This is a genomic window from Serratia sp. CY40230, from assembly GCF_052168835.1.
Lineage (GTDB): Bacteria > Pseudomonadota > Gammaproteobacteria > Enterobacterales > Enterobacteriaceae > Serratia > Serratia nematodiphila.
In genome coordinates this window covers 48264-73766 of the sequence record NZ_JBJNLX010000002.1, presented here as the reverse complement: position 1 = coordinate 73766, position 25503 = coordinate 48264, and the positions used below count along the sequence as shown (strand labels likewise).

The following is a 25503-nucleotide window of genomic DNA, read 5'->3' as shown; positions in this document are numbered from 1 at the left end:
GAAGGGAGCAACTTTATGACAAGCGGTGCGGATTAGCTATAATGCGCAACAATTTTCTTTTTGGTGATAAGTACGATATGAACTCTCTGTTTGCCAGCACGGCGCGTGGATTGGAAGAACTGTTAAAAAGCGAGCTGGAAGCGCTTGGCGCTCACGACTGCAAAGTGGTGCAGGGCGGGGTACATTTTCAGGGTGACGATCGTCTTCTGTACCAAAGCCTGCTGTGGAGCCGCCTGGCTTCACGCATTCTGTTGCCGCTGAACGAATTCCGCGTGCACAGCGATCTGGATCTGTACCTCGGGGTGCAGGCGATCGACTGGCCGAGCATTTTTGGCGTGGATAAAACCTTTGCCGTGCATTTCAGCGGCGTGAACGAAGAGATCCGCAACAGCCAGTATGGCGCGCTGAAGGTGAAAGACGCCATCGTTGACAGCTTCACCCGTAAACTAGACCAACGCCCGACGGTCGCCAAGCAGCAGCCGGATATTCGCGTTAACGTCTTCCTGCAACGCGATATGGCCAGCGTGGCGCTCGATCTGAGCGGCGAAGGCCTGCACCAGCGCGGCTACCGCGATCTCACCGGCCAGGCGCCGCTGAAGGAAAACCTGGCGGCCGCCATCGTGTTGCGTTCCGGCTGGCAGCCGGGCACACCGATGCTCGATCCGATGTGCGGCTCCGGCACGCTCTTGATCGAAGCGGCGATGATCGCCGCCGATCGCGCGCCGGGCCTGCACCGCCAACACTGGGGCTTCAGCGCCTGGAACGGCCACAACGCCGAACTGTGGCGTGAAGTCACCACCGAAGCGCAGGTGCGCGCACGCCGAGGCCTGCAGGAAACCGCCTCTCGCTTCTTCGGCTCCGATATCGATCGCCGGGTGATTGAAATGGCGCGCGGCAACGCCCGCCGTGCCGGCGTCGCCGAGCTGATCACCTTCAACGTCGGCGACGTGGCGCGCTTGACCAACCCGCTGCCGGAAGGCCCGCACGGCACCGTGATCAGCAACCCGCCGTACGGTGAGCGTCTGGAAAGCGAACCGGCGCTGATCGCGCTGCACAACATGCTGGGCCGCGTGATGAAAAGCGCCTTCGGCGGCTGGCAGCTTTCGCTGTTCAGCGCCTCGCCGGAGCTGTTGAGCTGCCTGCAGCTGCGCGCCGAGCGCCAGTTCAAGGCGAAGAACGGCCCGCTGGAGTGCGTGCAGAAAAACTATCAGCTGGCGGCAAGCCCGACCGGCACCGCTACCGGCGGCGTGCAGGTGGCGGAAGATTTCGCCAACCGTCTGCGCAAGAATTTGAAGAAGCTCGACAAGTGGGCGAAGCAGCAGGGCATTGAATGCTACCGCCTGTACGATGCCGATCTGCCAGAATACAACGTCGCGGTGGACCGTTACGGCAGCAAGGTGGTGGTGCAGGAGTATGCGCCGCCGAAAACCGTCGATGCGCAGAAGGCGCGTCAGCGCCTGTTCGATGTGATCAACGCGACGCTGGCGGTGCTGGAATTGCCGTCGAATCAGCTGATCCTGAAAACCCGCGAGCGGCAGAAGGGCAAAAACCAGTACGAGAAGCTGGCGCAGAAGGGCGAGTTCTTGCTGGTGGAAGAGTATAACGCCAAGCTGTGGGTCAACCTGACCGACTATCTCGATACCGGCCTGTTCCTCGATCACCGCATCGCGCGGCGTATGCTGGGCGAGATGAGCGGCGGCAAGGATTTCCTCAACCTGTTCGCCTATACCGGCACCGCCAGCGTGCACGCCGGGCTGGGCGGCGCGCGCAGCACCACCACGGTGGACATGTCGCGCACCTACCTGGAATGGGCGGAGAAGAACCTGCGCGCCAACGGCCTGACCGGCCGTCAGCATCGGCTGATCCAGGCCGATTGCCTGTCTTGGCTGAGCAACGCCAATGAACAGTTCGACGTGATCTTCATCGATCCGCCGACGTTCTCCAACTCCAAGCGGATGGAGAACACCTTTGACGTGCAGCGCGATCATCTGGCGCTGATGAAAGATTTGAAACGGTTGCTGCGCCGCAACGGGACCATCATGTTCTCGAACAACAAGCGCGGTTTCCAAATGGATATGGCAGGGCTGAGCGCGTTGGGTCTGGAGGCGAAAGAGATCACCGCCAAGACGCTGTCGCAGGATTTTGCCCGTAACCGTCAGATCCACAACTGCTGGCTGGTGACTCACGCCGGCGAAGGAAAATAATTACTATGTCGTTAATCAGCATGTCCGGCGCCTGGCTCTCTTTCAGCGATGCGCCACTGTTAGACAACACCGAAATTCATATTGAAGACAACGAGCGCGTGTGTCTGGTCGGGCGCAACGGCGCCGGCAAATCCACGCTGCTGAAGATCCTCGGCAAAGAGATCCCGCTGGACGACGGCCGGGTGATCTACGAACAGGATCTGATCGTGGCGCGTTTGCAACAGGATCCGCCGCGCAATATCGGCGGCAGCGTGTTCGACTTCGTGGCGGAAGGCGTTGCGGAGCAGGCAGAACACCTGAAGGCCTATCACGCGATCTCCCACCTGGTGGAAAGCGATCCGAGCGAGAAAAACTTGGCGCGCATGGCGCAAATCATGGAGATCCTCGATCACCAGGGGCTGTGGCAGCTCGACAGCCGCATCAGCGAAGTGCTGCTGCAGCTGGGGCTGAACGGCGACGCCGAGCTTTCCTCACTGTCCGGCGGCTGGCTGCGCAAAGCGGCGCTGGGCCGCGCGCTGGTGAGCTCGCCGCGCGTGTTGTTGCTCGACGAACCGACCAACCACCTGGATATCGAAACCATCGACTGGCTGGAAGGTTTCCTGAAAGAGTTCGACGGCAGCATCGTCTTCATCTCGCACGACCGTTCGTTTATCCGCAATATGGCGACGCGCATCGTCGATCTGGATCGCGGCAAGCTGGTTTCCTGGCCGGGCAACTACGATCTCTATCTGCAGAGCAAAGAAGAAGCGCTGCGGGTGGAAGAGCTGCAAAACGCCGAGTTCGACCGCAAGCTGGCGCAGGAAGAGGTCTGGATCCGTCAGGGCATCAAGGCGCGCCGCACCCGCAATGAAGGCCGCGTGCGCGCGCTGAAGGCGCTGCGCGTCGAGCGCTCGCAGCGCCGCGAAGTGATGGGCACCGCCAAGATGCAGGTGGAAGAGGCGACCCGCTCCGGCAAAATCGTGTTCGAGCTGGAAGACGTCAATTATCAGGTTGGCGAAAAGGTGCTGGTGCGCGGTTTCTCCGCCCAGGTGCAGCGCGGCGACAAGATTGCGCTGGTGGGGCCGAACGGCTGCGGCAAAACCACGCTGCTGAAACTGATGCTCGGTCAGCTGAAAGCCGACAGCGGCCGCGTGCACTGCGGCACCAAGCTGGAAGTGGCCTATTTCGACCAGCACCGCGCCGATCTCGATCCTGAGCGCACGGTGATGGACAACCTGGCGGAAGGCAAGCAGGAAGTGATGGTCAACGGCCGTCCTCGCCACGTATTGGGCTATCTGCAGGACTTCCTGTTCCACCCGAAACGCGCGATGACGCCGGTGAAGGCGCTGTCGGGCGGTGAGCGTAACCGCTTGCTGTTGGCTAAGCTGTTTCTGAAACCGAGCAATCTGCTGATCCTCGATGAACCAACTAACGATCTCGACGTCGAAACGCTGGAGCTGCTGGAAGAGCTGATCGACGGCTATCAGGGCACCGTGCTGCTGGTCAGCCACGATCGTCAGTTCGTTGACAACTCGGTGACCGAGTGCTGGATCTTCGAAGGCAACGGCGTGATCAATGCCTTCGTCGGCGGTTACTACGATGCGCATCATCAGCGCGCGACGGCGAAACCGATTCGTCAGGCGGCGCCGAGCGCGAGCAAACCGGCGGCGGAGAAAAAGGCCGAACAGCCGAAGAAAACGGCGGCCAAGCTGAGTTACAACCTGCTGCGCGAACTGGAACAGTTGCCGCAGCGGCTCGAACAGCTGGAAGCGGAAATCGAAGCGCTGCAGGCGCAGATGAGCGACGCCGACTTCTTCACGCGGCCGCATAGCGAAACGCAAGAAGTGCTGACGGCGCTGGCTGATGCCGAGCAAACGCTGGAACAGGCTTTCGCCCGTTGGGAAGAGCTGGAAGCGATGAAAAACGGCTGACCGTTGCGATGCCGCCCGCGCGCTGCTGCGGGCGGCATCGACGTGCCGGTGAGCGACGTTATTTAGGAGGAATATGGTGTGTTCCCACAACAATCATCAGCAGCATAGTCATTCCGCACCCTCGGCGGCGCAGCAGGATAACCTGATGCTGTGTCCGCAGTGCGACATGCTGGTGGCGCTGCCGCCGCTGGCCTATGGCAGCAAAGCGGTATGCCCGCGCTGCAAAACCACGCTCAGCGCCCGCTGGGACGAGCCGCGCAAGCGGCCGATCGGTTACGCGCTCAGCGCCTTGTTCATGCTGGTGCTGGCCAACATTTTCCCGTTTATCAACATGCGCGTCGCCGGCCTCGGCAACGAAATCCGGCTGATCCAAATCCCGGAAGTGATGGTGGCAGAAGACTACGCCAGCATGGCCACCTTGTTTATGGTGTTCGTGCAGCTGATCCCGGCGTTTTGCATGGTGGCGATTATCCTGCTGTGCGCCAGAGTGCGCTTGCCGCTGGGGCTCAAAGAGTGGATGGCTCGGGTGCTATTCCAGTTCAAGACCTGGTGCATGGTGGAAATTTTCCTCGCCGGGGTGCTGGTCAGCTTCGTCAAGCTGATGGCCTACGGCGATATCGGCATCGGCAGTAGCTTCGTGCCTTACTGCCTGTTCTGCCTGCTGCAGGTGCGCGCCTTCCAGTGCGTGGATCGGCGCTGGCTGTGGCAGGATATCGAACCGGCGCCGCGACTGCATCGCCCGCTGACGGTGGGGCGCACCGGCATGCGCCAGGGCGTGCGCTCTTGCGCGTGCTGCACGGCGATCCTGCCGGCCGATCAGGTGCGCTGTCCGCGCTGTCACACCAAGGGCTACGTGCGGCGTCGTCACAGCCTGCAGTGGACGCTGGCGCTGCTGGTGACCTCTGTCATGCTGTATATTCCGGCCAACCTGATGCCGATCATGGTGACCGAGGCGCTGGGCAACAAGATGAACTCCACCATCATGGCGGGGGTGATCCTGCTGTGGGGGGACGGCTCTTATCCGGTGGCGATGGTGATTTTCATCGCCAGTATCATGGTGCCGTCGCTGAAAATGTTGGCGATCGGCTGGCTGTGCTGGGATGCGAACGGCAGGAAGAAACCGCGCGCCGACAGCGAGCGTATGCATCTGATTTATGAAGTGGTCGAATTCGTTGGCCGTTGGTCAATGATCGACGTGTTTGTGATCGCCGTGCTGTCGGCGCTGGTGCGAATGGGGCAGTTGATGAGCATTTATCCCGCGACGGGCGCCGTGCTGTTCGCGCTGGTGGTGATCCTCACCATGTTCGCCGCCATGACATTTGATCCCCGGCTGACCTGGGATCGCGCAAGTGAAACAATCAACAAGGAGCCGCAAGGTGACGGAAAATAATCATAGCGTCGCAGACGTTGAGAAGATCAAACGCTGGTCGCCGGTGTGGATCATTCCCATCGTGACCGCGCTGATCGGCGCCTGGATCCTGTTTTACCACTTCAGCCATCAGGGGCCGGTGGTGACGCTGGTGACCTCGACGGCGGAAGGGCTGGAAGCGGGTAAAACCAAAATCAAAAGCCGCAGCGTTGACGTCGGCGTGGTGGAAACCGTCACGTTGAGCGATGACCTGAGCAAGGTGATGGTGCAGGCTCGCCTCAATTCCGGCATGGAAAAATTGCTGCGCCAGGATTCCGCTTTCTGGGTGGTGAAGCCGCAGATCGGCCGTGAAGGCGTCTCCGGGCTGGGCACGCTGCTCTCCGGCGCCTATATCGAACTGCAGCCGGGCAACAAAGGCAAAGACGGCAAAGACAACTATCAGCTGCTCGATGCGCCGCCGCTGGCTTCCCCGGACGCCAAAGGGTTGCGCATCGTGCTGGACAGCGAGAAATCAGGCCAGCTCAACGCCGGCGATCCGGTGCTGTTCCGCGGTTATCGCGTCGGGTCGGTGGAAACCAGCTACTTCGATCCTAAAGAGCGCGCTATGCGCTATCAGCTGTTCATCACCGCGCCTTACGATCAGTTGGTCACCACCAACGTGCGCTTCTGGAAAGACAGCGGCGTGGCGTTTGACATGTCGGCGCAGGGCATGCGGGTGGAGATGGGCTCGTTGACCACGCTGTTCAGCGGCGGGGTCAGTTTTGACGTGCCGGACGGTTGGGATCGCGGCGATCAGGCGAAAGAGAAGGCGGAATATCAGCTGTTCGACAACCAGCGTAGCACGCAGGATTCGCTGTATACCGTGCATAAGGATTACCTGCTGTTCTTCTCCGACTCGGTACGCGGCCTGCAGCCGGGCGCGCCGGTCGAGTTCCGCGGCATCCGTTTGGGTACGGTGGCGCAGGTGCCGTTCTATAAAGACGGCATGGCGCAGCGTCTGGATAACGATTACCGCATTCCGGTGCTGATCCGCATCGAGCCGGATCGCTTCCAGAAACAGCTGGGCGGCAACTTCGATATTGAAGGGCACCTGAAAGATGCGGAGTCTCGCGGCATGCGCGCCTCGATGAAGTCCGCCAACCTGCTGACCGGTTCTCTGTACATCGATCTCGACTTCTATCCGCAGGAAAAACCGTGGAAAGGGCCGCGCGAGCTGTTCGGTTATCCGCTGATGCCGACCACCAGCGGCGGTCTGGCGCAGATCCAGCAGAAATTGATGCAGACGTTGGATAAGATTAATTCGATGCCGATCAATCCGATGATCAACGAAGCGACCAAGACGCTGGCGGAAAGTCAGAAAACCATGAAGTCGACGCAGCAGACCATGAAGTCGCTGAACGACATCATCGCCAGCAAAGAGATGCAGGCGCTGCCGCAGGACATGCAGAAAACGCTGCTGGAGCTGAACCGCAGCATGAAAGGGCTCCAGCCTGGTTCACCGGCTTACAACAAGATGGTGGGCGACATGCAGCGCCTCGATCAGGTATTGCGTGAGCTGCAACCGGTGCTGCGCACCCTGAATGAGAAGAGCAACGCGCTGGTGTTTGAAGCCGCCGGCAGCACTGACCCTCAGCCGAAGAAGGCCACGAAATGATGAAATGGATCCCGGTAGCCCTGGCGCTGTTGCTCAGCGCCTGCAGCAGTTCGCCACAGAAGACTTACTATCAGTTGCCGGCGCTGGGTGCGCCTGCTGCGGCCAGCAGCAGCGGCGCGTCCACGCGCCAGCTGTGGCTGGAACACGTGAGCGTGGCGGATTATCTGGCGCAGAGCGGCGTGGTGTATCAGACCAACGACGTACAGTATGTGATAGCCCAGAACAACCTGTGGGCCAGCCCGCTCGACCAGCAGCTGCAGCAAACGCTGGTCACCAACCTGAGCAGCGCGCTGCCGGGCTGGGTGGTCTCTTCGCAGCCGATGAGCAGCGATCAGGATGTGCTGAATGTGACCATCAGCGGCTTCCACGGCCGTTTTGACGGCAAGGCGATCATTCGCGGCGAGTGGGTGCTGAATCGTCAGGGGCGCTTGATCAAACGGCCTTTCAGCCTGGAATTGAAACAGGGTGAAGACGGCTATGATGCCCTGGTGCGCACTCTGGCGCAGGGATGGCAGCAGGAAGCTCAGGCTATCGCAGCACAGATGGGCGGCATTTAGTCATAATTTGGTCTAAAATCGTCTAATTCCTGTCGGCGTGAAAATCCGTTTTTTCTCGCTGGCAGGGATTTATATTTCATTTCAAACAGTTAACCCCTTTCCCAGCAGATCAGCCACTTAGCACTTTCCTCGGGCGTAGCTCACAAATATGACATTGGCGTGAATTTTGCGCATTGATCTTCTCTTCTTTTAGCGCTATTGATTACTCGTGGCTGCGCAAAAAGCAGCCATTGTTTTCTTTCCACCAGACCAAAATGAGGGAAACGAGGCATGAAGAGACAGAAACGCGATCGTCTGGAAAGGGCGCATTCGAGAGGGTATCAGGCAGGTATTTTAGGGCGTTCCAGGGAACATTGTCCCTACCAATCATCGGTGGACGCCCGGTCTCAATGGCTGGGAGGTTGGCGAGAAGCCATGGAAGACAGGGCTGTGACCGCTTAAGCGGCTCCCTGTCAAATAAAAGGAATAACCTCCGCCCTTGGCGGAGGTTTTTGTTTGTGCCGTTTACTCGTCCTGCCAGCGTTTCAGTAGAATACTCGCATTCACGCCGCCAAAGCCGAAGCCGTTCGATAAGGCGTAGGTCATATTCATCGATTCAGCCCGTTTCGCGACCAGGTGTAAACCTGCCGCCGCCGGATCGGGATTGTCCAGATTCAGCGTCGCGGGGGCGATCTGATCGCGCAGCGCCAAGGTGGTAAAGATGGTTTCCAGCCCCCCGGCGGCGCCGAGCAGGTGCCCGGTGGCGGATTTTGTCGAGGTTACCGCGATGCTCCCTGTCGTGCCAAACAGGTGTTTGATGGCATTGATTTCGCCCAGATCGCCCACAGGCGTTGAGGTCGCGTGTGCGTTTAAATGCTGGACCTCTTCTGGGGCGACGTTCGCCTGCCTCAACGCGATTTTCATCGCCCGATAAGCACCGTTGCCGTCTTCGGCACCGGAGGTCATGTGGTAGGCGTCGGCGCTGGTGCCATAACCGACGATTTCCGCGAGCGGTGTGGCACCGCGCGCCCGCGCGTGTTCCAGCGTTTCAATCACTAGCATGCCGGCACCTTCCCCCATGACAAATCCGTCCCGTGCACTGTCGAAAGGCCGGGAAGCCTGCCTTGCCAACTCGGCCGGTGCGGTGGACATAGCGCGCGCGGCGGCGAATCCGCCCAGGCTGACGGTGTCGATAGCGGCTTCGGTACCGCCGCACAGCGCGATATCGGCCTCATCATTGCGGATCAGACGCACAGCGTCGCCAATGGCTTGCACGCCGGCCGCACAGGCGGTGACCGGTGCGCCAATCGGGCCTTTGAAGTGATGCTTGATGGAAACATGGCCGGCCGCCAGATTGACCAGGAAAGAGGGGATGGTGAAGGGCGACAGGCGCTTGGCGCCGCGGTTGTCGGTGGTGCGTACCGCCTGGGCAATCGCCGGGAAGCCACCAATGCCCGAGGCGATGACGGTGGCGGTGCGCTCTTGTTTTTCCTCCGTATCGGCTATCCAGCCGGCCTGACGAACGGCTTCATCCGCCGCCGCCATGGCAAACAGGATAAAGCGATCCATTTTCTTTTGCTCCTTGGGGGCGACGGCAGCGTCGGGGTTGAAGCCCGCTTCAGCATCCTGCGCCAGCGCCGGAACCTGACCTCCGACCTTGATCGGTAAATCTGCAACGATCTCGTCAGGCAAAGCCCGAATGCCGGACTCTCCTTTTAACAAACGTTGCCAGATGGTCTCCACGCCGCACCCTAACGGTGAAACGGCGCCCATGCCGGTAATAACGATACGACGATTGCTCATGACGACTCCTTGGTAAGTTCGGATAAATCGGCGAGGCGCCGTTGCCGCATCAGTGCGGCGCGTTGATGTATGCCTTCATTTGCCGCAGGCCCTGGTGCCAACGTAATAAACTGCGGCGGCACCTGCTGTTGGGTATCGACATTGACCAATTGGACCTGGATCGGCCGATCGGTGCGGCCGTCGACTAACAAGGCGCTAATGTCACCGTCGAGCAAATGGCGATTGCCCCATTCTGAGAGAGCTGCCAGCACGGGGAGAAAATCGTTGCCGCGTTCGGTGAGCAGATACTGATAGCGAACCGGCCGCGTTTGATAACGTTGCTTATGCAGAATGCCGTGGGCTACCAAATCCTTTAGTCGCCGGGCCAGGAGAGTCGGTGACATCCCCAGACTTTGTTGGAATTCGTCGAATTTGGATAACCCCTGAAAGGCATCACGCAGGATCAGGATGCTCCACCATTCTCCGACACGATCTAATGAACGTGCGACGGGGCAAGGTGCATCGCTAAAGCGGGTTTTTTGCATATCGGCCCTTAGTTGGTACATTTATTGTAGTTACATGGGTGGCTATACTAGGTGATTTTAAGGGGCAAGAAAATAACCGGATGCAAAAAACGCTATCGTGTCGATAGCTGGCTGTGGGAGGGGGGCGCTCAAATTGGCCTGTGGCTTTGACCGTTTCGGGTAGGAAAAGGGTAGAGACGGGAGGGATAAATCGGTTCGGTAGCGGGCGATTAAAGGAGGTAGGTAGTCTTTAAACGATAAGAGAAAGAAATGCCATCACGCTGGGCGTGATGGCATGCGAAGAGCATTAGCACAGAAGACGATGGCCGCCCTCTCGTCTGCGTGATTAGAACGCTGTGGTATCCTTGAACAGACCCACTTTCAGATCGGTGGCGGTATAGATCACTTCGCCGTCAACCAGCACTTCGCCATCGGCGACGCCCATGATCAGCTTACGGGTGATGACGCGTTTGAAGTTAATACGGTAGGTCACTTTTTTCGCGGTTGGCAGCACCTGGCCGGTAAACTTGACTTCACCAACGCCCAGCGCGCGGCCTTTGCCTTCGCCACCCAGCCAACCGAGGTAGAAACCAACCAACTGCCACATCGCATCCAGGCCCAGACAGCCTGGCATGACCGGATCGCCGATAAAGTGGCAACCGAAGAACCATAGGTCCGGATTAATATCCAGCTCCGCTTCCACATAACCTTTGTTGTGAGTCCCGCCGTCTTCGGTCATCTTGACCACGCGGTCCATCATCAACATGTTACCTGCCGGCAACGGTGGGCCACCGGCGCCGAACAGCTCGCCACGGCCGGATGCTTCGAGGTCTTCTTTCGTATAGGAATCGCGTTTATCTACCATGTTCTCAGTAAGCCTTATTTTAATGAAGGACGCAGGTTAGCTAACACGTGTACGCTGAACAAGTCCGATCAGCCGTGGTTGAACCAGTTGAGCCAGCGCAGCGGCCACGGACGACGGCGTTCCTGCAGGCTCACCTGCGCAATCCGTTCCTGAATGGCCGCCAACAAATTCGGCTGTTGTTCGTCAGAGTAGAGGCAACCTGTGAGCAAAGGCAAGGCTTCCGCCGCGCTCTCTACCGCCCACAGATGGAACTGCCCCTCGCGCACCGCATCGACGATATCTTGACGCAGACACAGATGGCGCACGTTGGTCACGGGCAATACGACACCCTGTTTGCCCGTCAGGCCGCGGCGTACGCAAACCTCGAAGAAACCTTCGATCTTTTCGTTAACGCCACCTATCGGCTGTACGTTGCCGAATTGGTCGACGGAGCCGGTGACGGCGATCTGCTGGGTGATCGGTTGCTGTGACAGGGCGCTGACCAATGCGCATAGCTCAGCCAGCGAGGCGCTGTCACCGTCCACTTCACCATAAGATTGCTCAAAGACGATGGAAGCGGAGAAGGGCAGCTGCTGATCAAGATCCAGTTCGGCGATCAGAAACGCCTGCATGATCATCATGCCTTTAGCGTGCAGGTTGCCGCCCAGTTCGGCTTTGCGCTCGACGTCGGTGAACTCGCCGTCGCCGAGATGCACAACGCAACTGATCCGTGACGGTTCGCCAAAGCTGCGTGGATGACCGGGATAATCCAGGACTGACAGACCGTTGATCTGTCCGACCACTTCACCCTCGGTCTCAATCAGGATCTGACCCAACTCAATCTCATCCTGCATACGCTCGGCCAGGTAGCTTTCACGCCATTCTCGGGCATTTAACGCCGCCTCGAACGCTTTGGCCGTAATGCGATCTTCTTCGGCATACAGTGCGGCTTCGGATAGCTGCTGGCCAAGCCAAACCGGCGAGAGTGGCAGAATGCCCTGATCGCCACTGTAACGCACCGCCTGGACGATCAGCGGCGGCCAGGCGTCGTTCGCCAGCATCGGCAATTGCTGGTCGGCAATCACGCCGTTGACGTAACCGCACCACTGCGCCATATCATCAACTTCAGTCAGCTGCAGATCGTCTTCGAATTCACCGTAGATCGCTTGTTCACTCAGTTCCGGCTCGATATCGTGAAAATCGGCCAGGCCGTGACGGTCGCCGACTACAATCAGCCGCAGATCCAGCGGCATCGGTGGAATGGCTACCGGCAGCGGGCGGGTTTCGTCAGGCGAAACCCAGTGGAACTGGCGCTGGCCGATCATTTGCTTCAGCCGCAGCCACAGCAACGGCTGAGCAAGCAGCGCTCGCGCCGACAGAATCAGAATGCCGCCGTTGGCCTGGTGCACCAGACCCGGCTGCAGGGTAATGTCGCCATTGTGGATCCGTACGCAGCCAAACAGCTGTTCCGGTTCAATCCACTCCTGGAACAGACAAGCGCCGCCGGCGGCAAAAGGTTCATCGCCACGGCTGGCTGTCTCGACGCTGACCTTGCCATCCTGAATGACATAGTGGCTGCCGCGGCATGCCGTATTTTTCGGCAGCAGTGGTTTGACGGCGTGAGCGATCAGTTCCAGATACTCTCGCGTTTCTTGCGCTTTCAACAGCATGAAACGCGGTGGCGATTGGGGGTGGCAAAATAGCGTCAGGGCATTTTCCAGCCGAGGCTGAATGGCGGAAAAGGGCACGGGTGCCAACTGAGCGGCGGTATCAAATATCGCCTGATAAGGCGTTACGTCCGGCAATAAAGATTGCCATTCAAGTCGGTTATTGGTCAAAGTGTTAGATGCAATCGTTAAAAAGGGAAAGGGCGATTATACAAGAATAACGGCGGCTTGATACATGTGGAGTGCCAGTTGGCATCAGGGAGTTTGACATCGCGCGGTGACTGTGCAAAAAACAGTCTAAAAGACGGTTTAATTGCCGGGGAAATTCGGCGCAAAGCTGTTATGCTTATTTGAAGTTACGCGGTCACTGAAGAGCTCAAGATGAAATATCAGCAACTGGAAAATCTGGAGAGCGGTTGGAAATGGAAGTACCTGGTGAAAAAGCATCGGGAAGGGGAACTCATTACCCGCTACATTGAAAACAGCGCTGCTCAGGAGGCGGTTAACGAGCTGCTGAAGCTGGAAAATGAGCCGGTAAAGGTACTTGCATGGATTGCCGCTCATATGAATCCGGAACTGGATAACCGGATGAAACAAACGATCCGCGCCCGCCGCAAACGTCATTTTAACGCAGAACATCAGCATACGCGTAAAAAATCTATCGATCTGGAGTTTTTGGTTTGGCAACGATTGGCTGCCCTGGCGCGCCGCCGTGGCGTTACGCTGTCGGAAACCGTCGTGCAGCTTATCGAAGACGCTGAACGCAAAGAAAAGTATGCGAACCAGATGTCGTCGTTGAAAGAAGACTTGAAGGCGATTCTTGGCAAAGATCCCAAGTAAGCGCGTGAGAACGCCTCTATGGCGCCAGGCATTGAATGTTCTGGCAACAAGAGGACGAAAAAAAACCCCGCATTGGCGGGGTTTTTTATTAGGCGAGTAAACTTAGCCCTGAGGCTGAGTTACAACGTCTTTGATACCTTTAACTTCGATCTCTACGCGACGATCTGGTGCCAGGCAAGCGATCTGAGCTTTGGTAGCGCGGCCAGATTTGTAGCCACAGGTGTTGCCTGTAACTGCATCTGCTTCACCCATACCACGTGCAGAGATTTTGTCTGACGGGATGCCTTTGGAAACCAGGTAGTCAACAACGCTCTGTGCGCGTTGTTCAGACAGTTTCTGGTTGTACTGGTCAGAACCAACGGCGTCGGTGTAACCCAGAACAACTACGGAGCCGTCTTTAGGATCCATGGAGCTCAGCTGGGTGTACAGCTGATCCAGAGCCTGCTGGCCTTCTGCTTTCAGAGTAGATTTGTTGAAGTTGAACAGCACGTCAGACTTCAGAGTGAAACGCTTGGTTTCAACAACTGGAGCTGGAGCCGGAGCTGGTGCTGGAGCAACTACGTCATCCTGACCGAAGCGGTAAGAAACGCCCAGGCTCAGCATGGTGTTGTCTGGACGTGCGCCAACGGTACCTGCGTCACCGATGTTGCTTACGAACTGGTAATCCAGGCGGGTAGCCCAGTTTTTGGTCAGTGCGTATTCAACACCAACAGCAGCCAGCGGAGAAACGCCGGTGTCGTGGTCGCTCAGACGCTGACCAGTACGGCCGTAGTTAGCTTTGGAGTCTGCACGCCATACCATACCACCCAGACGAGTGTAGATGTCCAGATCGTCAGCAATTGGGTAGCTCAGTTTAGCGGCCAGTTGAACGCCCTGCGCTTTGAAAGCACCGTTGTTCACGCTGCCTTTGTAAGGCATGCGGCCGAGCCAGTCATAGCCCAGCTCGAAGCCCAGGTATTGGTTTGCCTGGTAGCCCAGGAACGCGCCGGCACCCAGCTGATCTTTATGGGTTGGGCCGTTGCCGATACCGTTCTGGTAACCGTTGCCGTAGAAGCCAACGTCATGGTACTGGGACCAGCCCAGTTTAGCACCGGTGTACCAGGTGTTATCTTTTGGAGCGGCTTGCGCTACGGTAGCGAAACCTGCCAGTGCCACTGCTAATGCGATAGCTGTCTTTTTCATTTTGCGCCTCGTTATCATCCAAATAGGCAATGAGCTTTAAAGCTGTTTAAGCCCTTGGTTAAATTCCTTCGCCAAGGTTTAAGCCCTCGTTTGTTACTCGCCAGTTTTTCTGACGTTATAGAGCAACCTTGGCGATGTAAAGTCTACAACGTGGCGCGAAAGTTACAAGTGTGATGTGATAAGGCTCTAAAAAAAAACGCGGAATCGTACATATTTGCTAACATTCTTAGCCTAAAAAAGCGGCGATTCATCGAGCGTTTTTGCCTGCCAAACCGCAGCCGGACTCGCTTTTTGCCTTCCCCCACAAAGGTTCCGCTTAGGGGGTGCGAAAATGATGGGAAAAATCCTAAATTTACTTAATGATACAAAGAAGAGTGAATTTTTAGGGTGGAACAGTGTCCGTGAGTCGGGCTAATGTCACGTTGAGGGCGCATGATAAACCCATAGGCATTACCCAATTCTGCCGCACGTCTTAATTTTAGACGATCCTCCTCCGTTAGCTCGGGCAACCAGCCGAGAACCACGCTGTAATTTCCCGTTTGCAGCGCTTTTTCCATCGCCTCAACCGTATTCACCGGGCTGATCTGGCTCAATTGTACCATTTTATCTACAGGCAGACCGGATTGCTGCAGCCATTGCTTGCTTAATTTTTGCTGCGGCGTCAGCCACAGAAGCCAGCGAGACTGCTTGCCCAATTGCAGCAGCAGGGGCAACAGTAATTGAGCCACTGCGGGCTGGCGCTCGTTGTAAACAAGTTCACTGATCAAGCCATTCTCTTTGCCGATATCCGTGTTCTTCGCAACATTGCGCGTTGTATAAGAGCCATGGCCGAAATGAGGTTGGTAGAGTGATTGAGTACGCATAAAGTTCCCGCCCGTCGTGTTACTGTATGTTTATACAGTATCCCTGATTTAGGATAAGATCAACCCAAATTTTCGTAACGGCTCGCATAATTGCGATCATTTTTTGTACCGACGATTTTTGTGATTGGCAGGCGGGCGGATAGTGCGTATTTTTCTAATTAGTTGTTCACGTTACTTTTTTCATTGATGAGAGAAATAATACGGTCAGAACCTAAAAAGGAGGAACGCTATGAAAAGGATGTCGACGAGAAGAATCGCGCAGGCTAAAAATTGCTTTGCGGCGCTGGGCGCCATCACAACACGATCACAGTTTGGCGGCTATGGGCTGCTGGCTGAAGGGGTAATGTTTGCGGTGGTAGCTGAAGGTGAATTGTACTTGCGGGCTACGGCGAGCATGGAACCGGCCTTTCGTGCCCGGGGCATGGTCAATATGGTCTATTCCAAGCGCGGTGTGCCCATCACCTTGCGCTATTACTGGGTTGACGAGTCGCTGTGGCGGGAACGCAACGAGCTGGTAGGGCTGGCCTGGCAGGCCATCAGGGAAGCACGCCGGGAGCAGCGGCTCAAGGCTGGCGATCACGGCAGATTGAAGGCGTTGCCAAATATAGATGTCAACATGGAGCGCTTGCTATGGCGAGCGGGTATTCGCAATGCCTATGACCTGAGGCTGCATGGCGCTAAACGTAGCTATCTTCGCCTGCTGCAACAGCAGACCAATCTGGGTCTGCGCGTGCTGCTGTCGCTGGGCGGCGCGATAGCCGGTTATCATCAGGCGGCATTGCCGACCGAATTGCGTAACGAACTGGTGCGCTGGTTCGATCATACGATGGCTATGCGCCGCTATGGGCATGAGCCAGTAGTTCAGGGCCCATCAAGCGGGCCCTGAATAATTAGGTTGCCTTATTGATTTGGGTATGGAGTGCGGTGAGTTCCGGCAGCAGCTCGAGCATTAGCCCCACCTGCTGCAAGACCAACTGTTCTTTGCTTTCAGGTTCTGGAACGGCTTTGCGAATACGCTTCGCCAGCTGTTCCAGCGCTTGCGCAATGCGCTGGCTGTTCCGTTCTTCCTGATGCAAGGCGCCGTCCACGTAACACACGGCATCATTGAGCAGATCGAGTGTGGCAGGGGTATTCAACCGCTCGCGGTGCGCCCCCAACGCCGAGATATAACTCAGGAGAGTGTGGTTCAGGCAGAGCAGACGGAAGGCGGCTTCTTGCAACGCCTTGTCGGCCTTGGGATCGGCGGACATGTTGGAGATGACCGAAGCCAGTTCTGCATCGCTGTTGTGGGCATCTCGCCGCGCGATGCGGTAAGCGAGCCCGTTATCCTTACCCTGATGATATTGCACCAGAATGGCGTCCAGATAGCGACAGTTGGCATTCAGCGTTTTATCCACTATCGCCGGCAGTTGGCGGAACTTCCAGTCCGGCCAGATAAAGCTGACCGCCGCCCAGGCGATGGCGCAACCCAACAAGGTATCGTAAACGCGCGGGGCTGCTACTTCGAAACCTTCACCCAACAGGTTAAAGCACAGCAACACAAGCAGCGTGATGAACATCGTTGCATGGGCATACTGTACGGTGCGAAAAGCGAAGAACAGGACACCGGTGATGACGATCAACACCAGTTGTCCTTCTACGGAAGGCACGAAATAGAGGATTGGCAGGCCGATCAGGATACCGGCCAGAGTGCCGATGATGCGCAGCGCCAGGCGCCGGCGGGTCGCGTTGTAGTTCGGTTGACAGACGAACAGGCTGGTCAACAGGATCCAGTAACCGTGTTGCATGCCGGTGAACTGGATGAAGGCGTAACCCACGCAAAGCACTACCGACATGCGGATCGCATGTCGGAACAGGGCCGACTGCGGCGTCAAATGGCGGCTGATGCGCAGTCGGATGTCGCTCCAGCCGGTTAAGCGATCGTCGGCCAGGCTGTTCTCTTCCGCCTGCCCGCTGGCCAGCGTTTGCTCTGACTCGATATTGGCCAACTGCGCATCGATCGCATGCAGGTTTTTCAGCAGGTGCGCCAGCGCTTTGGTTTGCTCTGAATTGCCCTGGGTTTCGGCTATGCGTGCCAAGGCCTCCTGAATGCGGCTGAAGGCTGGCTCAAAACGCGGGTTGTGCTGATATTTTTGCCGCAGCAGGATCGATTGTGCCAGCTGGCGGCAGGCGCGCGCCTGCATGCTCAGCAAACGCTGGAAGCGGAATAAAATATCGCTGTGACGGAATTGCCGGCTGAGTGCGTGGTACTGAACATGGGAAGAGCTGGCGCGTTCGTGGATATCCTGCGCGACAAAATAGTAGTGCAAGGTGCGGCGGGTGCCGCGTTGGCCGCGATCGCCTTTCAGGCGCGTCAGCAGCGAGGCTTTGGTCTGGTTCAGCAACGCGACCAACGCGCTGTTGGCCATCGCGACATCCATCCATGGCAGATCGGCGTCGCGTTCGGCGTCGGGATCGAACAGGTTGGCCTTGGCATCCAGATAGTTGGCCAGCTGCTCGTAGCAGCGCGCCAGGTTCTCTTGCAGCGGCCGGATAGGGAACAGCAGGTGGCCCGCCAGCGTCAGCAGGTTATACCACAGCGCGCCGATCACCAGCAGCAGCGGTTGCTGATACCAGGCATCGTACATGGCGGTGCCGAGCATGGTGTAAACCGCGATCAGCAGCGCGCCGAAGGCGATGGTGGCGTAACGTTGCCCTAAGGCGCCCAGCAGGATAAAACCGCAGGTTGAGGTGGTTAAGCCAAGGGCGAACAACCAGGGATAGGGAAACAGCAGTTCGATTGAAGCGGAGGCGACAAAGAAGCACACCAGCGTGATCAGCAAGTTGCGTAACCTGCCGGCCAGGCGGTCGTCCAAATCGGTCAGTGCCGCTGCCACCACGCCCAGCGTCAGCGGGATAGTCAGCTTGGGAATGCCCAGCCACCAGGGAACGGCGGTGGTGCCGATCAGCGCAATAAGAATGCGCAGGTGGTACAGCAGATTGCTGTTGTAGGTATAACGACGTACTGCGGGTGCAAAAGAGAGCACAAAAAACTCCTCAAACGGAGAAAAAATTAACGCTGATGATAGTGGCGGCGAGCATTCTCAATACGCGCTTGCTGAGCCATTTCTACCGAGACGACGCGGCGCCCCACCGGCCACAGCGCGATGGCGGCTATTTTGAAATTGGCGATACCGACCGGAATGCCGATGATTGAAACGCATTGCACAATACCGGCGGCGATGTGTGACAGGCACAGCCACCAGCCGAACAGCACCAGCCAGATAATGTTGAGCAGTGAGCCGCCGGCGGAGAGCAGCGCATTGCTTTTCTCCGGGTACAGTTCATCGACATGTATCGCCTCGTTGCCGAACGGCACCAGCGAAAGCTTGGTGATTTCCCAGCAGGAGCGGGTAAGCGGCAGCGTGATGACCAGCAGCACGCTGAACACTGTCGCAATGAGCCAGCCTAGCGTGGTGAAGAAACCGCCCAACACAAAATTAAGAATATTCAGTACAGTACGCATAGACGTCATTCTGCTCTAATGATAGCCAAACCGCGATGCGGGCGTATTCACGATAAAAACGCAAAATCTATTCTACCCTTTTTTTAGCGCTAGAGTGCCACTGCTTATCGCAGGTAAACTGGCAGATATCCGTTATTTACTCTCAACATAGTCATGGCGCGACGATATGGAACTTAAAGCGACATCGCTGGGGAAACACCTGGCTCAGCACCCTTATAACCGCGTGCGGTTGCTGCACGCCGGCGTTGAGGTGAGCGGGGAAAAACATGAATACCTTATCCCCTTCAATCAACTGATTCAGGTCAGGTGCAAGCGCGGCATCGTCTGGGGCGAGCTGGAATTTGAATTGCCGGACGAAAAAGTGGTGCGGCTGCACGGCACCGAATGGCAGGAAACGCAGCGTTTTTATCACTATCTGCAGCAGGCGTGGCAGCACTGGAGCGCCGAAATGAGTGAGGTCAGCGCCGGCGTGCTGCAACAGCAGGTGGCGCAGATTCAGCGCATTGAGCAGCAAGATAAATGGTTCAAAAAGTCTGAGCTGGGCAAGCTGCAGCAGCAAATTCGTGACGCTTTCTCCGCGCTGCCGATGCCGGTAGCGCGCCTGGATGAATTCGATAACTGCCGGGCCGATTACCATCTGTGTCTGCAATGGCTGCAGCAGGGGCAACGCAGCGTTGAACAACGCAACCGGCAGTGGACCGATCGCATGCTGGAGCAACATCACGACTTCTTCCAGACCGTCGAGAGCTCGCCGCTCAACGACGCCCAGAGCCGGGCGGTGGTCAATGGCGAGGATTCCGTGCTGGTGTTGGCCGGCGCCGGCAGCGGCAAAACGTCGGTGCTGGTGGCGCGCGCCGGCTGGCTGCTGCGCCGTCAGGAGGCGGAGCCGGGGCAAATCTTGCTGTTGGCGTTCGGCCGCCAGGCCGCCGGCGAGATGAACGACCGCATCAAAGAACGTTTGGGCGATGTCGGTATTCAGGCCAAGACCTTCCATGCCTTGGCGCTGCAAATCATTCAACAAGGCAGCCGCAAAGCGCCGGCCATCAGCCGGTTGGAAACCGATGCCAAAGCGCGCAAAGCGCTGCTGATTACCCATTGGCGCCAACAGTGCGCGGAGAAGAAAGCCCAGGCCAAGGGGTGGCGTCAATGGTTGACTGAGGAGCTGGAATGGGAAGTGCCGGAAGGCGACTTCTGGCAGGATAAACGCCTCGCGGATCGGCTGGCGGGCCGGCTCGAGCGATGGCTGGGGTTGATGCGCATGCACGGCGGCAGCCAGGCGGAAATGATTGAGCAGGCGGATGAAGACATCCGCGATCTGTTTTCGAAACGCATCCGGCTGATGGCGCCGCTGCTGAAAGCCTGGAAAAGCACCTTGAAAGAGGAAGGGGCGGTGGACTTCTCCGGCCTGATCCATCAGGCAGTCAACATTCTCGACAAGGGGCGCTTCGTCAGCCCGTGGAAACATATTCTGGTCGACGAATTTCAGGATATCTCACCGCAGCGTGCGTTATTGCTGGCGGCATTGCGCCGACAGAACAAGCAGACCAGCCTGTTTGCGGTGGGGGATGACTGGCAGGCGATTTATCGCTTCAGTGGCGCAGAGTTGACGTTAACCACGGCTTTTGCCACCCACTTCGGCGAAGGGGCGCAGTGCGCGCTGGACACGACTTATCGCTTCAACGAACGTATCGGCGAGGTGGCCAACCGGTTCGTGCAGCAGAATCCGCACCAGCTGAAAAAACCGCTCAACAGCCTGAGCAAGGGCAATAAAAAGTCGGTGGCGATCCTGCCGCACGAGCAGTTGGAACCCTTACTGGACAAGCTGAGCGGCTACGCCAAGCCGGATGAACGCATCCTGGTGCTGGCGCGTTACCATCATCTGAAACCGGAAGCGTTGGCGAAAGCGGCCACCCGCTGGCCTAAACTGAATCTGGAGTTTATGACCATCCACGCCAGCAAGGGGCAGCAGGCGGAATACGTCATCATCGCCGGTTTGCATGAGGGGCGTGACGGTTTCCCCGCCGTGGCGCGCGAGTCGGTGTTGGAAGAGGTGCTACTGCCGCGGCCGGAGGATTTCCCGGATGCCGAAGAACGCCGTCTGCTGTATGTCGCGTTAACTCGCGCTAAACATCAGGTATGGCTGTTGCAGGATCGTGAGCACCCTTCGGTATTCGTTGAACACCTGCAGGAGCTTGGCGTACCGGTGCAGAAAAAACCGTAAGCTCGGGCCTGGCGGCAGCCAGGCCGTGAGGACTACTTTAGGCGGTCTTGCAGGTAGCGCTGATAGTCGGGGATAGCGATCTCCACCTCGCTTTTGAACAGCGGAGAGTCGATCAGAAAGTCCGCGGTCGAGCGGTTGGTGGCCACCGGAATATTCCATACGGTCGCCAGCCGTAGCAGCGCCTTCACGTCCGGATCGTGCGGCACCGCGTTCAACGGATCCCAGAAGAAGATCAGCATGTCTATCTTGCCTTCCGCAATCAGTGCGCCAACCTGCTGATCGCCGCCCATCGGGCCACTCAGCATGCTGGTGACGGGAATGCCGCTGGCGCGCTGTATCAGGTTGCCGGTCGTACCGGTGGCGTACAGCTGATGCTGCGACAGAATAGTCTTGTGGCTTTCTACCCACTCCAACAGGGCCTGTTTGCGGTGATCGTGCGCCACCAGCGCAATGTGTTTGCGCGCGGCGATAGTGCGGGTAGTCAATTCCATCTCGGTGTCCTTCGCTAATCGGGGGGATGTGCGACAGATTACTGAAACTGTTTTTCACTGCCTAGCGTTTGCGCCTGAAAATGCGAAGAAAAGGCGCCTTTGCGGGGAAAGACGCCGGGAGGGATCAGCGAATCGGTTGTTTATTGGCCCAGCGCAGGAAGCGCTTTTGTGTTTCCTTGTCGGCCTGTTGGAACCAGTATTGCAACATCTGTTCCGACACGTTTTCACCTTTCAACGTCACCGTCGGGGCATTCAGCGGTGCGCCGGCCAACGCGGGGGTTGAGGGATTGCCTGCGTTCGCCTGCACAAAGGTCGGAACGGAGGCTGGGCGGTTCTGGCGGTTGTAATCGGTCATCACCTTTTCCAAATCGGTATTGAAGGTGACGCTGTCGGGATGCAGCGCATCATGCCGGAATGGCAAGGCGTTGCCGTCTTTATCGACCACCAGATAATTTAACGTTCTGTCAAAGCGTTGCGCATCACGATCGTTCTCGATGCGCGGCAGTTCGATCGCCACTTGGCTGATCTTTTGCGTATTGAAGCTGGCAACCAGCGGCAGGGAGGTATAGGCCTGTGTATGCTGGCCGGAACGTACGGTTTTGGTCACTTTAAACAGCAACTGGTGCTGCCCGCCATCCAGTTCAAGGCTGTCGGCACCTTTTAACAACGAACCTGTCATTTTCTTGCCGTCGACCACCAGCAGGTCGATGTCCGGGGAGAGTTTCAGGGTCGTAGCCGCGGCAGGCATACTGATGCTGAGCAACGCCGCAACCACCAGACCAAATTTCATCATTATCTCCTTATAAAGTGACGTAGCTCTAAGTGTTGAACACGGCATAGGTTGTGTCAAAATTTTTCAATCGGGTATTTTGTTTACATTTTTACATATTTTATCGCGATTAGACACGACCGTGCGCAGCTGAACCGCGACAGCCTCTGACCATAAGATTGCGGTGAAGTTTCCTTCGCATTAGCGTTTAACCGAGCGAATGCCGATCGGTTACACTCGAAATGGAAAGTGACGCAGTGATAAACGGGAGTTGAAGATGCAAGATCAAGAGATTGTTGAGCTGTTGCAGCAGGTGAAAACCATCGCGCTGGTCGGCGCCAGCGATAACCCGTCGCGGCCCAGCTATGGTGTGATGGCATATCTGTTGGCACAAGGGTATCAGGTGATCCCGGTCAGCCCAAAACTGGCGGGGCAGACGCTGCTGGGGCAGCAGGTTTACCCTACGCTGGCCGCTATCCCACAGCCGGTGGATATGGTTGACGTGTTTCGCAATTCGGAGGCGGCTTACGGCGTGGCGCAAGAGGCGATAGCGATCGGCGCCAGGGCGCTGTGGTTGCAGATAGGGGTGATCAACGATCAGGCGGCAGCGCTGGCGCAACAGGCTGGGCTGCGCGTGGTGATGGATCGCTGCCCAAAAATAGAGATCCCGCGTTTAGGGCTGGAGCGCTAAATAAAAAAAGGGCCTGGCGCGATGCCGGGCCCTCTCGGGGTTTCTCAGGTCTTGGCGCGGTCAATTGCGCAAACGTGGCGCCTGTAACTGGTGACGGATGGATTCCGCCAGTTCATCCAGCGATGGTTGCTCGGGATGCGCTTCCTGGGGCTCACCGTCCAGCTGCGCTTCCGCCAGATAGGTGTGCACCGGTTGGCCTTCCTCGTCTTCCATCACCACGTGGTACCAAGGGGCGGAACGCAATTCGTCGTTCGCCGCTATCTCGTCAGCTTTGGGTTGTTCTAAAGAGTATTCCGGGTCGATATCGATAACGACCCCCAAATACCCCAGCAGTTTATGCCTAACCTGTTGTCCGATACCGAATTTGCTGGCAATCATGATGACCTCCTGAGAAACAATGCCTTGCTCATATATGGGGGCAAGGCAGCGCATTTCAAGTTACATCACCCGACAAGCGAAGCCTTTCAGATACAGCCCTTCAGGATACGTGGCGATCACCGGGTGATCGGCAGCCTGGCGGAACTGCTCTATAAATTGTACATCACGTCCGGCATCTACAGCGGCATCGGCCAAAATTTTCTGGAACAGGTCGGTCGGCATCAGGCCGGAGCAGGAGAAGCTGAGCAGAATGCCGCCTGGATTCAGCAACTGCAGCGCCAGCATGTTGATGTCTTTGTAGCCGCGGCAGGCGCTGGCCAGCTGATTCTTGTTCTCGACGAACTTAGGCGGATCCATGATGATCAGATCGAATTTTTCGCCTTGAGCGCGGTAGTTGCGCAGCAACTGGAACACGTCATCGCGAACGAACTCCGCCTTGTTCAGATCCAGCTTGTTGAGTTCGACGTTCTGTTTGGCGATGTCCAGCGCCGCCTGCGAGGTATCCACGCTGATCACCTGCGCGCAGCCGCCCATCAGAGCGGAAACGGCGAAGGCGCCGGTGTAGGAGAAGCAGTTCAGCACTCGGCGGCCGGCAGAGTAGTTCCGCGCCGCCAGGCGGCTGTCGCGTTGGTCGAGGTAGAAACCGGTCTTGTGCCCTTGCTGAATGTCCACCAGCAGCTTCATGCCGTGCTCGGTAATAGGCAGCAGTTCCGGCGGCAGATCGCCCTGCACCGGGCCCTGCGCCAGCGGCAGGCCTTCTTTTTTGCGTACCGCAACGTCGGAACGATCGTAGATCGAACATTCCGGGTAGCAATGCTGCAGGGCGGAAAGCAGGGCCGGGCGCTGGTATTCGGCACCGGCGGACAGCAGCTGCAGCACCAGGAAATTCTGGAAGCGATCGATAGTGATGCCCGGCAGGCCGTCGGACTCGCCGGCGATCAGGCGGTACCCGTCCAGGCCATCACGCTGCGCGACCCAATCACGCCAGCTTTGCGCTTGCTGCAGGCGGCGAATGAAGAAATCGATGTTAATGTCTTCATCCTGCTGGAAAGTCCAGACGCGTGCGCGGATCTGCGACTCGGGCGAATAGGCGCCGCGCGCCAGCCACTTGCCCTGGCTGTCGAGGATATCGATGGTTTCACCGGAGAGGGCTTTACCCTCAACACGTTGAACGGCGCCGGAGAACACCCAAGGGTGGCGACGGAGTAAGGACTTTTCACGTCCTTTGGCGAGAAACAGGCGTACGGTCATAATTAATAATGCTGCCAGCTAGGATAGAAAGAGTGACACGGCGGTGCAAAGGCACGGCAATGCCATAATGAAAACTGAATTAAGGGGGCGATTATGACACAAGTTTGCATTGCTGCGTATGTGTATGGCGTGGTGCAGGGGGTAGGGTTCCGCTATTCCACTCAGCGGCAGGCCGAGGCGTTGGGGGTGACCGGCTATGCGCGCAATCTCGATGACGGCAGCGTTCAGGTGGTGGCCTGCGGCACACAGGCGCAGGTGGATAAGCTGGTGGAGTGGCTGAAACAGGGCGGCCCGCGCAGCGCGCGCGTTGAACGCGTGCTGGTGGAACCGCAGGGGGTGGCCGATTACGCCGGGTTTGGCATTCGCTATTGAATGCTCGCCTGCAGCGGCGCTGCGGGCGGCGCGGTCAGATGCATTTCACCGGTTTCGGCAAGCCGGCGATTTTGGTGGCTTGTTTGGCCGGCCCTTTCGGAAACAGGCGATACAGATAGCGGCTGTTGCCTTTTTCTTCGCCGTATTTCTGCGCCATGGCTTTGACCAGCATGCGAATAGCCGGCGACGTATTGAATTCCTGATAGAAGTCGCGCACGAAGCTCACCACTTCCCAGTGTGCTTCGGTGAGCACGATCTCTTCCTGCGCGGCCAGCAGCGGCGCCAGGCTCTCATGCCAGTCGGCGCTGTTTTTCAGATAGCCCTGCGCGTCAGTGTCGATAACCTGACCTTCAAACTCCAACATACTGCCTCGATAACGGATAATTCGGAACGGCCGCCAGTTTAGCAAATTTTTTCGGCCGCCAAAAACAAAGCCCCGCCGGAGCGGGG

Annotated in this window: 24 protein-coding genes; 11 read left to right on the top strand and 13 right to left on the bottom strand. The window is 57.6% G+C overall.

Going from position 1 to position 25503, the window contains the following annotated elements; translation table 11 throughout:
- Positions 1-77: 77 nt before the first annotated feature.
- The 6 genes from rlmKL to rmf all read left to right on the top strand — a co-directional run bounded on the left by rlmKL (position 78) and on the right by rmf (position 8135).
- Positions 78-2204: a bifunctional 23S rRNA (guanine(2069)-N(7))-methyltransferase RlmK/23S rRNA (guanine(2445)-N(2))-methyltransferase RlmL gene (gene rlmKL, locus ACJ8IJ_RS07575; protein WP_325962033.1), complete on the top strand. Its 2127-nt coding sequence runs from the start codon at positions 78-80 to the stop codon at positions 2202-2204.
- Positions 2205-2209: 5 nt separating this feature from the next.
- Positions 2210-4114, top strand: coding sequence for an ABC transporter ATP-binding protein (locus ACJ8IJ_RS07570; RefSeq protein WP_265261147.1), 1905 nt, complete (start codon positions 2210-2212; stop codon positions 4112-4114).
- Between the two features lie 73 nt (positions 4115-4187).
- The gene (gene pqiA, locus ACJ8IJ_RS07565) at positions 4188-5504 is read left to right on the top strand and encodes a membrane integrity-associated transporter subunit PqiA (protein ID WP_015377352.1); all 1317 of its coding nucleotides are present in this window, start codon (positions 4188-4190) and stop codon (positions 5502-5504) included.
- Positions 5491-7137, top strand: a complete 1647-nt coding sequence (gene pqiB / locus ACJ8IJ_RS07560) for an intermembrane transport protein PqiB (protein ID WP_049187516.1) — start codon at positions 5491-5493, stop codon at positions 7135-7137. The genes pqiA and pqiB overlap by 14 nt, the downstream gene beginning before the upstream one ends.
- Complete coding sequence (pqiC, locus tag ACJ8IJ_RS07555) at positions 7134-7694, top strand: membrane integrity-associated transporter subunit PqiC (RefSeq protein ID WP_043137613.1); 561 nt, start codon at positions 7134-7136, stop codon at positions 7692-7694. Before pqiB ends, pqiC begins: the two co-directional genes overlap by 4 nt.
- A gap of 270 nt (positions 7695-7964) precedes the next feature.
- Positions 7965-8135, top strand: a complete 171-nt coding sequence (rmf, locus tag ACJ8IJ_RS07550; RefSeq protein WP_004928150.1) for a ribosome modulation factor — start codon at positions 7965-7967, stop codon at positions 8133-8135.
- Positions 8136-8198: 63 nt separating this feature from the next.
- On the opposite strand, the gene fabF is transcribed toward rmf, so the two are convergent.
- The 4 genes from fabF to ACJ8IJ_RS07530 form a co-directional block, all read right to left on the bottom strand.
- Positions 8199-9476 carry a beta-ketoacyl-ACP synthase II gene (gene fabF / locus ACJ8IJ_RS07545; RefSeq protein ID WP_265261146.1) on the bottom strand — a complete coding sequence of 426 codons (1278 nt, stop codon included), beginning with the start codon at positions 9474-9476 and terminating at the stop codon, positions 8199-8201.
- Complete coding sequence (locus ACJ8IJ_RS07540) at positions 9473-10000, bottom strand: winged helix-turn-helix transcriptional regulator (protein ID WP_442518499.1); 528 nt, start codon at positions 9998-10000, stop codon at positions 9473-9475. The genes fabF and ACJ8IJ_RS07540 overlap by 4 nt, the downstream gene beginning before the upstream one ends.
- Positions 10001-10325: 325 nt before the next feature.
- Positions 10326-10844, bottom strand: a complete 519-nt coding sequence (fabA, locus tag ACJ8IJ_RS07535; protein ID WP_004928144.1) for a bifunctional 3-hydroxydecanoyl-ACP dehydratase/trans-2-decenoyl-ACP isomerase — start codon at positions 10842-10844, stop codon at positions 10326-10328.
- 68 nt (positions 10845-10912) lie between these two features.
- A complete protein-coding gene (locus ACJ8IJ_RS07530; RefSeq protein WP_004928141.1) occupies positions 10913-12661 on the bottom strand; it encodes an AAA family ATPase in 1749 nt (582 codons plus the stop codon).
- A 210-nt stretch (positions 12662-12871) separates the two neighbouring features.
- Here ACJ8IJ_RS07530 and matP point away from each other — a divergent pair, with 210 nt between their 5' ends.
- Positions 12872-13330 carry a macrodomain Ter protein MatP gene (gene matP, locus ACJ8IJ_RS07525; RefSeq protein ID WP_004928138.1) on the top strand — a complete coding sequence of 153 codons (459 nt, stop codon included), beginning with the start codon at positions 12872-12874 and terminating at the stop codon, positions 13328-13330.
- 102 nt (positions 13331-13432) lie between these two features.
- Here matP and ompA read toward each other — a convergent pair whose 3' ends face one another.
- Both ompA and sulA read right to left on the bottom strand, forming a co-directional pair.
- Positions 13433-14512, bottom strand: a complete 1080-nt coding sequence (gene ompA, locus ACJ8IJ_RS07520) for a porin OmpA (protein ID WP_004928134.1) — start codon at positions 14510-14512, stop codon at positions 13433-13435.
- Positions 14513-14868: 356 nt separating this feature from the next.
- Positions 14869-15375, bottom strand: coding sequence for an SOS-induced cell division inhibitor SulA (gene sulA / locus ACJ8IJ_RS07515; RefSeq protein WP_015377359.1), 507 nt, complete (start codon positions 15373-15375; stop codon positions 14869-14871).
- A 229-nt stretch (positions 15376-15604) separates the two neighbouring features.
- Between sulA and ACJ8IJ_RS07510 the strand changes: the two genes are divergently transcribed.
- Complete coding sequence (locus ACJ8IJ_RS07510) at positions 15605-16261, top strand: TfoX/Sxy family DNA transformation protein (protein WP_171453721.1); 657 nt, start codon at positions 15605-15607, stop codon at positions 16259-16261.
- Positions 16262-16265: 4 nt separating this feature from the next.
- Here ACJ8IJ_RS07510 and yccS read toward each other — a convergent pair whose 3' ends face one another.
- Positions 16266-18401 carry a YccS family putative transporter gene (gene yccS, locus ACJ8IJ_RS07505; protein ID WP_442518498.1) on the bottom strand — a complete coding sequence of 712 codons (2136 nt, stop codon included), beginning with the start codon at positions 18399-18401 and terminating at the stop codon, positions 16266-16268.
- Positions 18402-18427: 26 nt separating this feature from the next.
- On the bottom strand, positions 18428-18880 hold the full coding sequence (locus tag ACJ8IJ_RS07500; protein ID WP_004928120.1) for a YccF domain-containing protein: 453 nt from the start codon (positions 18878-18880) through the stop codon (positions 18428-18430).
- 166 nt (positions 18881-19046) lie between these two features.
- Here ACJ8IJ_RS07500 and helD point away from each other — a divergent pair, with 166 nt between their 5' ends.
- Positions 19047-21101: a DNA helicase IV gene (gene helD, locus ACJ8IJ_RS07495; protein WP_442518497.1), complete on the top strand. Its 2055-nt coding sequence runs from the start codon at positions 19047-19049 to the stop codon at positions 21099-21101.
- 32 nt (positions 21102-21133) lie between these two features.
- Here the strand turns inward: helD and ACJ8IJ_RS07490 are convergent, their stop codons facing one another.
- Together ACJ8IJ_RS07490 and ACJ8IJ_RS07485 are read right to left on the bottom strand one after the other, a co-directional pair.
- A complete protein-coding gene (locus tag ACJ8IJ_RS07490; RefSeq protein WP_004928114.1) occupies positions 21134-21592 on the bottom strand; it encodes a methylglyoxal synthase in 459 nt (152 codons plus the stop codon).
- Positions 21593-21716: 124 nt separating this feature from the next.
- Entirely contained in the window at positions 21717-22382 is a 666-nt protein-coding gene (locus tag ACJ8IJ_RS07485) for a DUF2057 family protein (protein WP_004928109.1), read from the bottom strand.
- Positions 22383-22638: 256 nt separating this feature from the next.
- Between ACJ8IJ_RS07485 and ACJ8IJ_RS07480 the strand changes: the two genes are divergently transcribed.
- A complete protein-coding gene (locus ACJ8IJ_RS07480) occupies positions 22639-23052 on the top strand; it encodes a CoA-binding protein (protein WP_033633420.1) in 414 nt (137 codons plus the stop codon).
- A gap of 60 nt (positions 23053-23112) precedes the next feature.
- Here the strand turns inward: ACJ8IJ_RS07480 and hspQ are convergent, their stop codons facing one another.
- Positions 23113-23430 (bottom strand): heat shock protein HspQ, encoded by a 318-nt coding sequence (gene hspQ, locus ACJ8IJ_RS07475; RefSeq protein ID WP_004928104.1) that lies wholly within the window; start codon positions 23428-23430, stop codon positions 23113-23115.
- Between the two features lie 60 nt (positions 23431-23490).
- Positions 23491-24681: a 23S rRNA (cytosine(1962)-C(5))-methyltransferase RlmI gene (rlmI, locus tag ACJ8IJ_RS07470; RefSeq protein WP_049187526.1), complete on the bottom strand. Its 1191-nt coding sequence runs from the start codon at positions 24679-24681 to the stop codon at positions 23491-23493.
- Between the two features lie 93 nt (positions 24682-24774).
- On the opposite strand from rlmI, the gene yccX reads away from it, so the two are divergent.
- A complete protein-coding gene (gene yccX, locus ACJ8IJ_RS07465; protein WP_004928098.1) occupies positions 24775-25053 on the top strand; it encodes an acylphosphatase in 279 nt (92 codons plus the stop codon).
- 34 nt (positions 25054-25087) lie between these two features.
- On the opposite strand, the gene tusE is transcribed toward yccX, so the two are convergent.
- Positions 25088-25417 (bottom strand): sulfurtransferase TusE, encoded by a 330-nt coding sequence (gene tusE / locus ACJ8IJ_RS07460; RefSeq protein ID WP_442518496.1) that lies wholly within the window; start codon positions 25415-25417, stop codon positions 25088-25090.
- Positions 25418-25503: the final 86 nt, after the last annotated feature.